The 13797-nt window shown below is 45.1% G+C and carries 13 protein-coding genes and 1 pseudogene; 7 read left to right on the forward strand and 7 right to left on the reverse strand.

Annotation, left to right across the window (positions count from 1 at the left end; all coding sequences use genetic code 11):
• The first annotated feature begins 2 nt into the window (after positions 1-2).
• Complete coding sequence (locus EQU50_RS01760) at positions 3-1079, forward strand: sulfite exporter TauE/SafE family protein (protein ID WP_130153447.1); 1077 nt, start codon at positions 3-5, stop codon at positions 1077-1079.
• Here EQU50_RS01760 and EQU50_RS01765 read toward each other — a convergent pair.
• From EQU50_RS01765 to EQU50_RS01790, 6 genes are all read right to left on the reverse strand, one after another.
• The gene (locus EQU50_RS01765; protein WP_130153448.1) at positions 1064-2032 is read right to left on the reverse strand and encodes a branched-chain amino acid ABC transporter permease; all 969 of its coding nucleotides are present in this window, start codon (positions 2030-2032) and stop codon (positions 1064-1066) included. The two genes, EQU50_RS01760 and EQU50_RS01765, sit on opposite strands and share 16 nt — an antisense overlap.
• The gene (locus EQU50_RS01770) at positions 2029-2892 is read right to left on the reverse strand and encodes a branched-chain amino acid ABC transporter permease (RefSeq protein WP_130153449.1); all 864 of its coding nucleotides are present in this window, start codon (positions 2890-2892) and stop codon (positions 2029-2031) included. Before EQU50_RS01770 ends, EQU50_RS01765 begins: the two co-directional genes overlap by 4 nt.
• Positions 2889-4115: an ABC transporter substrate-binding protein gene (locus EQU50_RS01775; protein WP_130153450.1), complete on the reverse strand. Its 1227-nt coding sequence runs from the start codon at positions 4113-4115 to the stop codon at positions 2889-2891. The genes EQU50_RS01770 and EQU50_RS01775 overlap by 4 nt, the downstream gene beginning before the upstream one ends.
• A 138-nt stretch (positions 4116-4253) precedes the next feature.
• Positions 4254-5009, reverse strand: coding sequence for an ABC transporter ATP-binding protein (locus EQU50_RS01780; RefSeq protein WP_130153451.1), 756 nt, complete (start codon positions 5007-5009; stop codon positions 4254-4256).
• 9 nt (positions 5010-5018) lie between these two features.
• The gene (locus tag EQU50_RS01785; protein WP_130153452.1) at positions 5019-5852 is read right to left on the reverse strand and encodes an ABC transporter permease; all 834 of its coding nucleotides are present in this window, start codon (positions 5850-5852) and stop codon (positions 5019-5021) included.
• A gap of 3 nt (positions 5853-5855) precedes the next feature.
• On the reverse strand, positions 5856-6842 hold the full coding sequence (locus EQU50_RS01790; RefSeq protein ID WP_130153453.1) for an NAD-dependent epimerase/dehydratase family protein: 987 nt from the start codon (positions 6840-6842) through the stop codon (positions 5856-5858).
• A gap of 110 nt (positions 6843-6952) precedes the next feature.
• Here EQU50_RS01790 and EQU50_RS01795 point away from each other — a divergent pair, with 110 nt between their 5' ends.
• The 6 genes and pseudogenes from EQU50_RS01795 (at position 6953) to EQU50_RS01820 (ending at position 12483) form a co-directional block, all read left to right on the forward strand.
• On the forward strand, positions 6953-7726 hold the full coding sequence (locus EQU50_RS01795) for a TatD family hydrolase (protein WP_130153454.1): 774 nt from the start codon (positions 6953-6955) through the stop codon (positions 7724-7726).
• Positions 7727-7857: 131 nt separating this feature from the next.
• Positions 7858-8217 (forward strand): DUF2628 domain-containing protein, encoded by a 360-nt coding sequence (locus tag EQU50_RS08620; RefSeq protein WP_420886596.1) that lies wholly within the window; start codon positions 7858-7860, stop codon positions 8215-8217.
• A 262-nt stretch (positions 8218-8479) separates the two neighbouring features.
• Positions 8480-9094, forward strand: coding sequence for a DUF2628 domain-containing protein (locus EQU50_RS01805; protein ID WP_165380293.1), 615 nt, complete (start codon positions 8480-8482; stop codon positions 9092-9094).
• A gap of 38 nt (positions 9095-9132) precedes the next feature.
• Positions 9133-10134, forward strand: coding sequence for a pyruvate dehydrogenase (acetyl-transferring) E1 component subunit alpha (pdhA, locus tag EQU50_RS01810; RefSeq protein ID WP_130153457.1), 1002 nt, complete (start codon positions 9133-9135; stop codon positions 10132-10134).
• An 8-nt stretch (positions 10135-10142) separates the two neighbouring features.
• Positions 10143-11117 (forward strand): annotated as a pseudogene (locus tag EQU50_RS01815) (pyruvate dehydrogenase complex E1 component subunit beta); the annotation flags it as partial.
• Between the two features lie 202 nt (positions 11118-11319).
• Positions 11320-12483 carry an aminotransferase class III-fold pyridoxal phosphate-dependent enzyme gene (locus tag EQU50_RS01820; RefSeq protein ID WP_130153459.1) on the forward strand — a complete coding sequence of 388 codons (1164 nt, stop codon included), beginning with the start codon at positions 11320-11322 and terminating at the stop codon, positions 12481-12483.
• On the opposite strand, the gene EQU50_RS01825 is transcribed toward EQU50_RS01820, so the two are convergent.
• On the reverse strand, positions 12480-13766 hold the full coding sequence (locus tag EQU50_RS01825; RefSeq protein ID WP_130153460.1) for an APC family permease: 1287 nt from the start codon (positions 13764-13766) through the stop codon (positions 12480-12482). The two genes, EQU50_RS01820 and EQU50_RS01825, sit on opposite strands and share 4 nt — an antisense overlap.
• Positions 13767-13797: the final 31 nt, after the last annotated feature.

The raw sequence follows: 13797 nt of genomic DNA on the forward strand, positions 1-13797 counted from the left end.
GGATGGACTTAAATATATTTTTCCCTACTGCTGGTTTAAGTTTTAACGCTCTGACAATCTTGGCGGTAGGCCTGGTTGGCGGCGTTGTGTCTAGCAGCCTTGGTATTGGCAGCGGCGTTATTGTAACCCCAGCCTTATTGATGCTAATTGGCGTCCCCCCTTTAGTTGCTGTAACATCACAAATGGGAAATGCCATAGGGGTGAATCTGATGGGATTTTTGGGTTATTGGCGAAAACGTGACGTTGACTTTAGTCTAGGATTCTATCTTTTTTTAGGGGGGATTTTGGGCGCCTTCACGGAAATTTGGCTTCTAACAAGGCTTCGTCATAGTTCAGACAACCATGGTATGGCTATTGTCTACATAGTTGTCTTAGGGGTTTTGGCGACACTTCTTTCCATTCAAAGTATAAAAGCATTATTCAAACCAAAATCAGTCCAAAGAAGTGTGATGATGCGTCCTTGGATGATTTATTTTCCCTTTCATAAAATTTTCATACGTTCCCGAACAGAAATAAGTATCCTGATTCCTATTTTAGTTGGACTTGGAACGGGCTTGCTAACGTCAACACTTGGGGGCGGGAATAGCTTGTTTATGATGCCTATCATTTCTTATCTGATTGGACGTGTCAGCCCTGTCGTGCAGGGAACGACCTTGTTTGCGGCTTTCTTGATTACAACTGTGGTGACGGTGATTCATTGTTTTACCCGTATGCCTTTTGATTTGGTGTTGGTATTTATGCTTCTTATTGGAGGGACGCTTGGCTCTAAACTTGGTCTTTTCATAAGTTATATATTTCCAAGACAATTTTTAGGGTTGTTAGGGGCTGGCGTAATATATTTGATAGCCGCAAAATTTGCATTAGATTTTTGCGGTTTAACAACGAGCAAATTTGGCTCCAATTCATGTTCAATTCCCACAAATATCCCTTGTGTGAACTCATCTTGGACCGTCTTGATATCAGATTTTATGAACGATTCTCTGGTAGTTTATGTCCTTTCCGGAATTTTTAGTATCATTTTACTGGCGATAATATTAGAAAAGATATTGGAACGTGTGATCATTCATTTTTCGAAATAATCACTGGTTTTTTTTGTTTTCCTTCGCCAGCCTTTAAAGGCCGGTACAATTCCTTTTGGAATGTACATGATAATACCTAACAGGCAAAACCCATAGAATATATTCTTGATCCCTACAATTTCCTCACCCGACACGTACTGAATTACTTCGCCCAAAGGGACTAAAATCAACGCCCCAACAATTGGCCCCATTAATGTTCCAACTCCCCCAACAATGGTTCCCATGGCCAATTCAATCGACCGTGATAAAGCCAATGTTTGATCGGGGAATAAGGTGTTTTGATAAAAGGCGTAAAAAATGCCACCAAGGCTGGTCAAACTGGCTGACAGTCCCATCACCTTAACTTTAACCCAAAAGGTTGAAATACCTAACGCTTGGGCCGCTTGTTCATTTTCGCGGGTGGCTTGGCTGAAATACCCCAATCGTGTTTTTAAAAACAACCAACTAACCGCAAAACCTGCCACGACCAAACCTAGAAATAAATAGTAAAACAGACTGATGCTGCCTCTTAAGTGCCAAAAATTAGAGACGGTATCAATGGGCAAGAATAAACCGGCTGCTCCTCCAAACAACGACCAATGGTCAAATATGACCCGGCCACATTCAGCGAATGCAATGGTTAAAAGGGTGAAGTAAACCCCTTGCACGCCGAACCGAAAACCTAAAAATCCTATTGATGCACCTAATAGGCCTGATAAACCCATAATTGGCAAAGCTGTCAACCAAGGTGACCAACCAAATTGTAAAAATAAGCCAGCGGCCAAATAAGAACCCACCCCGGCATATAAAGCATGTCCAAACGACAGTTGACCTGCAAACCCTAATAACAGGTTCCAGGCTTGCCCCACATAAGCTGTGTAAAACGCTAAAATTAAAACTGATAATACATAAGCGTCGCAATAATAAGGGGCCGTCAGCAAAAGTATGGCAAAAATTCCGCATATTATTTTCATGCGCGTCTCGTTAATAAACCTTGCGGCCTGATCAAAAGAATCAGTATCAAAAATCCGAAACTAACCAATGATTTGAGAGAACTTTGTGCATAAAAGGCCGTATAGGCTTCCACTATCCCTAATACGATTCCTCCCAGCAAAGGGCCTGCCTGATGGGTCAAACCACCAATAATGACGATGGTAAAACTTAGAAGGGTTAATTGAGGTCCGGCCAGGGGCGATATATCCATCAACAGGCTGAACAAACAACCACTCACCGCCAAAACTATACCTGCTATGCCAAAGCTAAGTGCATACAGGTGGCGATCATTCAAACCGATGGCTTGTGCTGTGAAACGATTGTCAGCACAAGCACGAATTGCTTTGCCAGTCGATGTGTAATAGTAAAAGTAAAACAGAATCCCTGTCGTCAACAACGCCACCCCGGCTGTCACAAGACGCATGAAATCGATCAACATCGGACCCACGCTGATGGACTGCAAACTATAGGGTGTGACAATGAATTGTGATTGGGACCCAAAAATTGATAGTTGTATATTGAGCAAAATAATACCAATTGCGCTAAGAGCAATAAACTGGCTGTGGTCAGAAGTTTTTAGAAGACGATTAACAATTTTTTGTTGCAAACCATATCCACCAGCGAACAAAGCCAATGCTAAGAAAGGCAGGGTGAACAAGGGATTTATTCCAAAAGTGTTATAAAGGGTGGCCATGACCAAGCCACTTAAAACCAAGATTTCTCCATGGGCAAAATTCACGATGCGCGTAACCCCAAAGACAACAGAAAGTCCCAAGGCCATCAAACCATATACCAAACCCATCAGTAAGCCGTTGACGCCTATCGTCAAGGCAACAATCATGAATCTTTCCAGTTTGGGGCGGGGAAAATAGGCTGCATCTCTGCCAGCGAGGTGGGCAGGATAATCTTGGGTTTTCCTTGACGGTTTTGAAGGCTAACGGATTGAATGTTTTTGGCCTGCCCCTGGGCATCGAAGGCAATTGGTCCCCCGCAAACAACCCGTTCCTTAATGTGGGTTTTAGCCAAAGCTTCACATAATGCTGCGGGGTCTGTCGATTCTGAGCGTTCATAGGCATTGGCTGCAATCCAAACGGCTTCAAATGTGAATGCGACGTTTAAATCAAATTGGGACTGGGGAAACAATTCGTAAAAAGTTTTGATAATGCTTTGTGAAAAGGGCGAAGAAGGGTTCGGCCAAGCGGTGTTTGTCATGCAAAAATCCGAATGTTCACCCAAGGCGCCGTAAAATTGCCTTTCATACATCCCAGGGCTTCCTGGACTTATAATTCCCATGGGCTGGTATCGTTGCTTCACGCATTCTCTGATCATTAAAATTGCATCATTTAAACGCGAGATGGGGATCAATAAGTCTGCCTTAGACGCTTTTACGCGACTGATCTCTGCTGATAAATCTTGCGTGCGCGGGTCATAACTTAAAGAATCAATAATCGAAAACGGCAGCTGATATTTTGATAGTCCCGCCTGAAAGGCCTGAACCATTGATTCTCCATACGTATCATTGATATGTAAAATAATGGCTGTTTTAGGATGCTTTTTTGTTTGGCCAAACAACTGCTCCATCAGCCCTAAACCATTGTGCGCCAATGTTTCTGTCGTTGGAAAATTACGGAAAAGATATTTATAACCCTGCTGCGTCAACTTTGGCGAAGCCGCAATATTCACAACAAGGGGAATCTTACGCTGTTCACAAACCTGGGCAATGGCCGCCGTTATACCGGAATGATGGGCCCCAACAAGCAAATGGGCGCCCTGACTAATCAACTTTTCTGCCTTCGTTCGGCCTTGATCCACCCCTGATTCCGTGTCAGCATAAATCATTCTTAAATTAGGCTGGCTTTCTTGAAGACAGTGGGCAGCGAGGCGGGCACCTTGTTCACAACTGATACCAACTTGAGCATCGGCCCCTGTTTTCGGTGACAACACGCCTATTTGGAACGTTCCATCTTTTTTTTTACCGCACCCTGCAACCCCTGCTAGAGATAATCCTAATGCAGCAAGGGAGGTAAGGTTGAATTGACGGCGGGTTAAAGAAGGCGCAGGCATACAAAAGATTCTTTCAAAGATGATCAACAGAAACTTTACTAAAGTTTTCCTAAACCATCAAGGTATCTGTATAATGCCCGGTTCTGCAAGTTAGAAAGGCGCGGTCTTGAGACCGTGGGATCTTAACAAGGTTTAACTTCATGTGGCTTTTGTGGATTCTTTATAAGTCTCTATGACTCTATCAGCGGGGCCATCCTGAATAATCCTACCCTTTTCCATCCAAAGACAACGGGTGCACAGCTCTTTTAGAATCGCTAAATCGTGAGAAATAACAACGACCGTACGGCCGCTTTTAACGATGCTTTTCATCTTAGCAATACTTTTTTGTGAAAACTCTTGATCGCCAGCACCCCAGACTTCATCCAAGAAAATGATATCAGCCTGCAAGTGAGCTGCCACAGAAAAAGCCAGACGAACCATCATCCCGCTGGAATAATGCTTAACGGGGGTGTAAAGAAATTTCTCTACGCCCGAAAAGGCAATGATTTCATCCAAACATTGACGGATTTCTGGCGGACGCATGCCCAAGATTGACCCATTTAAGAAAATGTTTTCAATACCATTCAGGTCGGGGTGAAAACCTGTGCCAATTTCCAAAAGCGTGCCAACGCGGCCGTAGACGCGGGCCTCGCCAGACGTTGGTTCTGTGATGCGGGACAGAACTTTTAATAAAGTACTTTTCCCCGCCCCATTATGCCCAACAATTCCCAAAACCTCCCCCTGGTTCACGGTGAAAGTAACGTCGTTGAGGGCCAAAAATTCCTTTGTTTCGGCGATGGGTTTTTTATGCAAGCCTATCCACTGGCCCAAAATCTTCTTAAAAGAATCCTCGCGAATACTTCCTAAGTGGTATTTTTTGGTCAGGTGATCAACGATAATGGCGGGATGAGTCATAAGTCCGTCTCAAATTCTGTCAACAATTGTGCCCTCAATTTTATTAAAAAAGAGCAATCCAGAAATCAAAAACACTATTGAAAGGAACGTTGCTGTAAAAATATGAGGCAGGGTCGGAATCTGCCCCCCCAATAATGCCCATCGAAATAACTCAACGTATGTTACTAACGGATTCAAATAATACAAGGTGTGAAGGCGTTGAGGGATAATCGTTACGGGGTACATAAGGGGGGTTGCGAACATCCAGACCTGCAATAGGAAAGGCAAAGCCGCTCGAATATCACGAAACTGAACATCCAAGGCGCTGACCCATAAAGTTAGCCCCATCGTTAAACAAAATATTCCTAATAAGATCAGGGGCACCCATAAAATGGTCAGGGATAAACTGATTCCGTAAAAGACGATCATACCCAGCAAAATGGTTGATGCGATGACAAAATCTACGCATGCGCCTAAGATAATGGCTAAAGGCACCAACATGCGGGGGAAATAAACTTTTGACAACATAGGTCCATAGTCATTAAGGCTGGTTCCCCCTTGGGTCAGCATTCTTGAAACAGATTGCCAAATAATTAAAGCCGCATAGCTGAAGATGGGGTAGGGGACGCCCGCCGTTTGAACATGGAAAATATGGGAAAAGACCAGGCTGAAGATCAGCATCATGCTAAGGGGTTGGATAATGCTCCACAGGCCGCCCAGCATGGTATACCGATACCTTACCTTTAAATCACGCTTCACAAACACCCACAATAAATTGCGGTAGTGCCAAAGATCAGCCAGGGGGGCTAAAGATAATCTGGAGCGTGGTTTGCAAGTGTAGAAAGGTAGGGTCTTTTTAACCATATGTTAGCTTCTAGTTGTAACCATCTGCGCATAAATCCAGTCATAGGTCTTGCGCATGCCATCCGTCAACGACGTTGAGGGTTCCCAACTCAGTTCCTTTTGAATCAGCGTGTTGTCGCTGTTGCGTCCGCGAACACCTTTCGGGGCTGATAAATTATAGTTGCGTTTTAATTTAACGCCAGCTATCTCTTCCACCATGCTGACCAATTGATTGATGCTGACCAACTCAGAGCTCCCCAAGTTAATGGGATAGTCGATATGGCTGTTCATAATTTTCAGGACACCTTCGACGCAGTCATCAATATACATAAAGCTGCGGGTTTGTTCTCCATCACCCCAAATTTCGATTTCATTGGTGCCGTTCAATTGAGTCTCGATAACCTTGCGACAAATAGCTGCGGGTGCCTTCTCGCGACCACCATCGTAGGTGCCTAAGGGTCCATAAACATTGTGAAAGCGGGCCACACGGGTAACCAAGCCGAAATCTTCGCTGTAATGGCGGCACATGCGTTCGCTAAATAACTTCTCCCACCCGTAGCCGTCTTCTGGCATGGCGGGGTAAGCATCGGCTTCTTTCAAGGCTGTCACGTCAGCATCGGTCTGCTTGTCAGCGGCATAAACACACGCTGATGAGGAGAAAAAGAATCGCTTAGCTTTATGATGATGGGCAGCCATCAACATGTGGGTGTTAATCAAAACCGACAGCATGCACAAAGCTTTATTGTTTTCAATGAACCCCATGCCCCCCATATCAGCTGCCAGGTTAAAAACGGTTTCAACCCCTTCGCACGCAGCAAAGGCTGCATCTTTTTCTTTCAAATCCAGGATACAGTTTTGAACACCGTCGACGACCTGATACCATTCATTAAGCGGTTTTATGTCAACAGCTCTTAGATCTGTATATCCTTGGTCCTGCAAATTTTTTATAAGTGCACCGCCGATAAAGCCGCCAGCACCGCCAACAACAATCTTTTTCTGTTTGTCTAACATATTTAATTACGCATAATTGAATTTGAGTGTGACAGGATCATAGCCAAAACCGTCTAAAAAATATATCTTTTATTCAAGGAATCAAAGTCTTTTACCACATAAGGAGCTTCATGCTTGTCGACAGTCACTGCCACTTAAACTTTCCCGAGTTTGAATACGACCTGGATCAGGTTATTCAAAATGCCAACCAACAGGGGGTGACCACATTCTTGACGGTGAACACGCGCCTTGATCAAACGGCGCATTTGCAAAAAATTGCCGAAACGTATGAGCGGGTGTTTTTTTCAGTTGGGGTGCACCCCCATGATGCAGCTGAGTTCGTATCAAAAGACTTAGTTACATCTATCAGGGAATTGACGCAGCACCCGAAAGCCGTCGGTATTGGTGAAACAGGGTTGGATTATCATTATAATAATAGCCCCCGCCAAGAGCAGCTTGATTCTTTTCATCAACACCTGCAGGCATCCACAGAGCTTGATCTGCCCATCATTATCCATACGCGCGAGGCGGACGAGGATACGCTGGCTTGCCTTGATGATCACCCTAACGCCAAGGGTGTTTTTCATTGTTTCAGCGGGTCAGCTGACTTGGCCAGGGCCGCCCTGGACCGTGGGTTCTATCTGTCATTCTCTGGCATTATCACCTTTAAAACGGCCGAAGAATTGCGCCAAGTTGTTCGGTTTGCGCCCATGGATCGCATTTTGGTTGAAACGGATTCACCATTCCTGGCCCCGATTCCTCACCGCGGTAGGCGTAATGAACCTGCCTTCACGCGGATTAATGCTGAAAAGATTGCCGAAGTGAAAGAAATAAGTTTTGAAGACGTTGCGATAAGGACAACAAAGAACTTTTTTAATTTGTTTTCCAAGTCATATTCAGTGTAGAATCTTATCATTACATAAAATTTGTAGTTTAAGTTTTTATGAATAATGATGTTAATCTTGAAAATCTTATGAAGCTTGTGGCTACGGGCAATCAGAAAAGAGATGCCTACTACGAAGATGCTTTTGGTAAAATGTTATCCGGCCAAAAGCATGTTTGGAATTGGGCTGCTGCCTGGGGAGGTCCTTTCTGGCTTTTATACCGAAAAGCCTATGGGTTGGGGCTATTACTCCTAACGACCCTTGTTATTTGTGGGCTTTTACTTAATTTTTTCTTTGCTACAATGCCGGGGTCTTCATTGTCAACTGCAACTTTTGGTACTTTTCTAAGCATTGGGAATAATTTGTATCTGTTGTCATTAAAACGAAAAATAAGCCTGGGATATCACAGGTTATCTCTTAAAAAACACCGATTTTTTGTCACTTTTTTTCTATCTTCTTTTGTGTGGCATGACTATAATTTCGCTGTTTGTAGGGTCGTTTATGAACTTTGAACTTCTAATTGATATTTCGTTTCTTGCTGTACTAATTATTCTTACTATAAATATCCTTTATGTCATTTTAAGCGATCGCCGAAAGGTTAGAATGGCCGTTGAAAATAATTTAATGCCAACTCAGTAAAGAGTGCCTAAGTTAAAAGTTTACGTTTTGAAGACATTTATGAATACACGAAGAATAACCTTTTTAATTTGTTTTTGGAGTCGGAATAAACGATAATAAAAACAGTTTTTACATAGTATGCGGTTTTTATTATTTATGGACGATCAAATTAACATCCAAAACCTTATGAAACTTTCTGCAACGGGTAATCCAACAAGGAATTCCTATTATGAAGAGACTTTTCGTAAAATGTTGTCGGGTCAAAAATATGTTTGGAACTGGTCAGCTGCCTTATTTGGCCCTGTATGGCTTGTATATCGCAGGTCTTACGGTTCCGCTTTTTTTTTGATGCCCTTATTAACATTTGTTTCGATTTGGTATGCTGCCTTACTTGGCCTTGCATGGCTCGTATATCGCAAGTCTTATGGGTTCTCCTCTTTGGGGATGCCTGTGTTTCTAGCACTTTATGTACTTCCGCTCTTTGCTTTATTATTGGTCAATGCTTTAATATTAGCTTGTCAGAAAGCAGGACTATACCTGTTGTGTCCCATTGTCATTGCGGCTGGTTGTTGTATCTTGTTTCAAGGTTATATGGGAAATGGTTTTTACGTATGGTCGCTAAAACGTAAAATAAGCAAGGGCTACCATAGAGCACCAAAGGTAAATATTGACATGTTATCGGCTATTTTTCTTGCATCGATTTTAATCTCTGCTTTTACTTGTGTAGGTTTTTTTCTCACCCACCTTGCAATCTTGGCCAAATACGTTTAGGAAAGAATAGTTGATTTTAGGAGGCACGAGTTTAGTTTATGGCAAAAAGCGCAACCCCCGCTTTGGGCAGTTTCACCCCTGAAACGTTGCTGAAAGCTTACCGTCAAATGGTTTTAATCCGGCGATTTGAAGAAAAAGCCGGCCAATTATATGGCATGGGCCTGATTGGTGGATTTTGCCACCTGTACATCGGACAAGAAGCTGTCGTGGTGGGCCTGCAGGCAGCTGCACAGCCCCAAGATACCGTCATCACAACATATCGTGATCATGGGCATATGTTGGCATGTGATATGGATCCTCGTGGTGTGATGGCTGAACTAACCGGTCGCAGCGGTGGCTATTCACGTGGCAAAGGTGGCTCGATGCATATGTTCAGCCGTGAAAAGAACTTCTTTGGCGGGCATGGCATTGTGGGCGCGCAAGTTCCGATTGGAACGGGTCTGGCTTTTGCACACCAATATAAACAAGACAATGGCGTTTGCTTGGCCTATATGGGTGATGGCGCGGTGAATCAAGGGCAAGTCTATGAATCCTTTAACATGGCCGCCCTTTGGCAACTGCCGGTGGTCTACATCGTGGAGGATAACCAATACGGCATGGGAACCTCTGTCCAGCGGGCGTCGGCCAACGGTGATTTTTATAAACGGGGAGAACCTTACGGCATTCCTGGAAAATTGGTAGACGGTATGGATTTGTTGGCCGTGCGGGAGGCTGGGGATTGGGCAATCAATCATGCCAGAAGTGGGCAGGGACCAGCCCTATTGCATATTAAAACCTATCGTTATCGCGGGCATTCTATGTCTGACCCCGGTAAATACCGCAGCAAGGAGGAGGTGGAAGGCTTTCGCCAAAACCAAGACGCCCTTGAGCGGGTGCGCCAGTTGATTTTGGATAACAAAGTCGCGACAGAGGAAGATTTAAAAGCCCTGGACAAGGAAATCAAAGACATCATGACGGATACCGTGGAGTTTGCACAGACTTCTCCCGAGCCAGATTTGGCCGAACTTTATACCGATATTCTTGTGGAGGCCGCTGTATGACCCAAATGTTGACAATTCGTGAAGCTTTGCGCGATGCCATGGCAGAAGAAATGCGCCGCGACCCGGCCGTATTCCTGATGGGCGAAGAAGTTGCCCAATATCAAGGAGCGTATAAGGTCAGCCAAGGACTTTTGGACGAATTTGGACCTAAGCGTATCATTGATACGCCCATTACCGAACATGGTTTTGCTGGTATCGGTGTTGGTGCAGCATTTGGTGGATTAAAGCCGATTGTGGAATTCATGACCTTTAATTTTTCCATGCAGGCGATTGATCAAATCATTAACTCAGCGGCAAAAACACTATATATGTCTGGCGGCCAAATGGGCTGCCCTATTGTGTTCCGTGGGCCCAATGGTGCCGCATCCCGCGTGGGTGCCCAGCATTCCCAATGTTTTGCCAGCTGGTATGCCCATTGCCCAGGCCTAAAGGTTGTCAGCCCCTACAACGCAGCGGACGCAAAGGGGTTGTTAAAGGCAGCCATTCGTGACCCGAATCCTGTGATCTTTTTGGAACATGAACTAATGTATGGCCGTTCTTTTGAGGTGCCAACGGATCCTGATTATATTTTACCATTGGGCAAAGCCGCCGTGGTCCGCCCAGGAAAAGATGTGACCGTGACAGCCTTTTCCATGATGGTTGGGCATGCCCTTGACGCGGCTGAGAAATTGGCAAAGGAAGGGATTGATGTGGAGGTTATTGACCTTCGCACTCTGCGTCCCTTGGATACTGACACCATCATTCGGTCGGTACAAAAAACAAACCGAATTGTCAGTGTGGAAGAAGGCTGGCCAGTGGCGGGCATGGGGTCGGAAGTTTGCACCGTTGTGTGTGAAAAAGCGTTTGACTATTTGGATGCTCAACCGGTTCGGGTAGCCGCAGAAGATGTGCCTTTGCCATACGCCGCCAACTTAGAGAAACTGGCCCTGCCCAGTGTTGATAAGATTATTCAAGCGGTTAAGGCCGTTTGTTATCAGAGATAGTGATGGACGCCGTTTGTGAGAGAAACGGCTCACCAATTTTTTGTGAAAAATATTTAACTAAAATTTTATTTAAATATTGTCATTGTCGCTGACGTATGGTGCAATAAAGGCATGATTTCACGTCAAAAATGTTGTCCATGGATTATCGTTTTGTTCTTTGCCTGGTCAGATCTGCCCACCTGATACCAGCAGGTTTGCCTTTATGATGAAGGATTGGATTCATCACGAGGCCCAGTGGGCTGTACATGCTGATGCGGACTTGCCGATTGTTTTAAGCCGAGGGCAGGGGGTATGGCTGTGGGACATAGAGGGTCGACGGTATTTAGATATGAACGCCGCCGGTGCGACTCTTAATTACGGGCATTGTCATCCTAAAATCCTTGGGTCCTTGTTACGTCAGGCTGGTTGTTTAAGTTTATGTTCGCATAGCCTTCATCATGATCAGCTGGCTGCCTTTTTGGAAATGGTTTGTCTGATGACCAAAATGGACAAGGCAGTACTGACAGGCTCAGTCTTTGAAGCAAGGCAAACGGTTGTTGAAGCGGCTCAACTTTGGGGGGGGCAGAAAAAAGGCATTCGATGCGGCCGAACGGAGATTATTATTACAACTCCTGATTGGCAAGGTTCTTCCTTGCCGTCTGGTTTTCGAAGCGTCCCCTTTGGCGATCTTAAAGCTGTTGAGAAGGCGATTACGCCAAGTACATGCGCCGTGGTGACGCAGGCTATTCAAGATAAAGCAGGATTAACAATTCCGTCCAAGGGGTACCTGGCTAGAATTTCTGATTTATGCCGAGAAAACAATATTTTGCTGATTGTTGATGAAAGTCAGTCGGGGCTTGGACGATCAGGGAAAGCACTTGCCTATCAAGATGAAAATATCCAACCTGATGCCGTGATTTTAGGTCAGGCACTTGGCGGGGGATTCTTAACATCGGCGGCCTTAGCGGGCAGCAAGGATTTGTTGTCGTTAACTAACGCTGGAGGTTGTGGCAGTCCTTTTGCCGCAGCCATTGGACTTACCTCTTTACAGGTTTTGAGGGAAGAAAATCTGTCTGAACGCAGCGCTGAATTAGGGGAATATTTCCTAAATCGTTTGCGCCATATTGAATCGCCTTATATTCACGATATCAAGGGACAAGGATTATGGATCAGCATAGAGATAGACCCCAATTGGCGAACCGCACAATCCCTTTGTGAGCAGTTGATGTATATGGGGATTTTGGCTGATGCCTCCAGCGAGACGACGATCTGCCTGGCCCCGCCTTTGGTGATCGCCCACGAAGAATTGGACTGGGCGTTGGTTCGGCTTTACCAGGCTTTACAAGGGGGAGGGATCCTTCCGATTCAGGTCCCCCTTGTGTTTTAGGCTCTTCTCAATTGACGCTTATACCAAAGAGCGTAAGCAGGAACGCCGCTAATGACAAACAAGCTGGCAATGATGAGTGTTTTTAGCGGTGTTTCATACAAAACCCATAAACAAAAACCAATCGCAACGCACGTGTAAACCCATTTATAGACAGAACAGCACGCTTGCTTCCTTAAAACTTTTACATGTGCCAACCCACACATCAAATACACAAACAAAAATGCCACCACGGAAAAATCGATGATGGCGGTTATTTGGTGATTAAGACTGTGGCTGCAGGTTAAAACCAATAACGGGATAATTCCCACACAACTGGTTAAAAGACCATTATGAGGGGCTTCGTGGATGTTTTTCCTTCCAAAAAAACGAGGTAACAGCCCGTCTTCGGCTAGGCCCAATGCCACCTGACCGCTGGCTAACATCCAGGCGTTCAAGGTTCCAATACAAGCAATCGATGCCATAATGGATATGACGAGGTGCCAACCACCCCCAAATATTCGCTCAGCCGCATCCACATAAGGTGCTTTTGATTGGGCCAGTTCGGCTGCGGGAATCAACCCCATGATGCCGACACTGTTGATTATGTAAAGAGCGGCAACGCATAATGTTCCGAAAATGATGGCCCTAGGAATCGTTTTACACGCATCTTTTACACAACCAGCGGGTGCGGTGGCTGACTCTAGCCCAATGAAGCCCCACAGAGTTAATAGGGCCACTTGGCTTAGAAGCTGGGGCGTTGATTGGGCCGACATTTCTGGCATCATCACCAGATTGTTGGGGTTAAAATGCGTCAATGCCACAATCGGAATCACCAAAAGGATTCCAAATTTTAAAAGGGTCAGTAAGAATTCGGCATGACCCGCGGCTTGAACCCCTTTTAAATTAAGGCCTGTTATCGCTAGCAACAAGGCAATTTCAAGCAGCAAATTAACCTCTGCGCTTTGATTGCCAATCAAGGGTGACAGATATCCTATGCTGGCTACAATGACGGCTGTGGTGCTGACCCACGAAATAACCCAATATGTCCACCCTGTGAAAAATGCGGCATCTGCACCGAATGCTTGTTGTGCATAAACGTGAGGGCCGCCTGTGCGCGGAAATTGAGAGCACAATCCCCCAAAAACTAAAGCCAAAGCAACGGCGCCAGCGCCTGCAATCACCCATCCGGCCATGCTAAAGGCCCCATAGGGCGCTAAAAGAGCTGGCAGGGTAAAAACACCCGACCCAATCTGACTGCCCGTGACCAGGGCAAAAACGGACCAAAAACCAATTTTACGAGACATGGGCATCCTCTTTAACAAGAAAAGAATTTAA

This window comes from Candidatus Finniella inopinata, assembly GCF_004210305.1.
Lineage (GTDB): Bacteria > Pseudomonadota > Alphaproteobacteria > Paracaedibacterales > CAIULA01 > Finniella > Finniella inopinata_A.

Coding starts and splice junctions, on each gene's coding strand:
- EQU50_RS01775 (WP_130153450.1), bottom strand. CDS start 4,115: ATGCCTGCGCCTTCTTTAACCCGCCGTCAATTCAACCTTACCTCCCTT.
- EQU50_RS01805 (WP_165380293.1), top strand. CDS start 8,480: ATGGACGATCAAATTAACATCCAAAACCTTATGAAACTTTCTGCAACG.
- EQU50_RS08620 (WP_420886596.1), top strand. CDS start 7,858: ATGTTATCCGGCCAAAAGCATGTTTGGAATTGGGCTGCTGCCTGGGGA.
- EQU50_RS01825 (WP_130153460.1), bottom strand. CDS start 13,766: ATGTCTCGTAAAATTGGTTTTTGGTCCGTTTTTGCCCTGGTCACGGGC.
- EQU50_RS01785 (WP_130153452.1), bottom strand. CDS start 5,852: ATGGTTAAAAAGACCCTACCTTTCTACACTTGCAAACCACGCTCCAGA.
- EQU50_RS01770 (WP_130153449.1), bottom strand. CDS start 2,892: ATGATTGTTGCCTTGACGATAGGCGTCAACGGCTTACTGATGGGTTTG.
- EQU50_RS01795 (WP_130153454.1), top strand. CDS start 6,953: ATGCTTGTCGACAGTCACTGCCACTTAAACTTTCCCGAGTTTGAATAC.
- EQU50_RS01780 (WP_130153451.1), bottom strand. CDS start 5,009: ATGACTCATCCCGCCATTATCGTTGATCACCTGACCAAAAAATACCAC.
- pdhA (WP_130153457.1), top strand. CDS start 9,133: ATGGCAAAAAGCGCAACCCCCGCTTTGGGCAGTTTCACCCCTGAAACG.
- EQU50_RS01790 (WP_130153453.1), bottom strand. CDS start 6,842: ATGTTAGACAAACAGAAAAAGATTGTTGTTGGCGGTGCTGGCGGCTTT.
- EQU50_RS01765 (WP_130153448.1), bottom strand. CDS start 2,032: ATGAAAATAATATGCGGAATTTTTGCCATACTTTTGCTGACGGCCCCT.
- EQU50_RS01760 (WP_130153447.1), top strand. CDS start 3: ATGGACTTAAATATATTTTTCCCTACTGCTGGTTTAAGTTTTAACGCT.
- EQU50_RS01820 (WP_130153459.1), top strand. CDS start 11,320: ATGATGAAGGATTGGATTCATCACGAGGCCCAGTGGGCTGTACATGCT.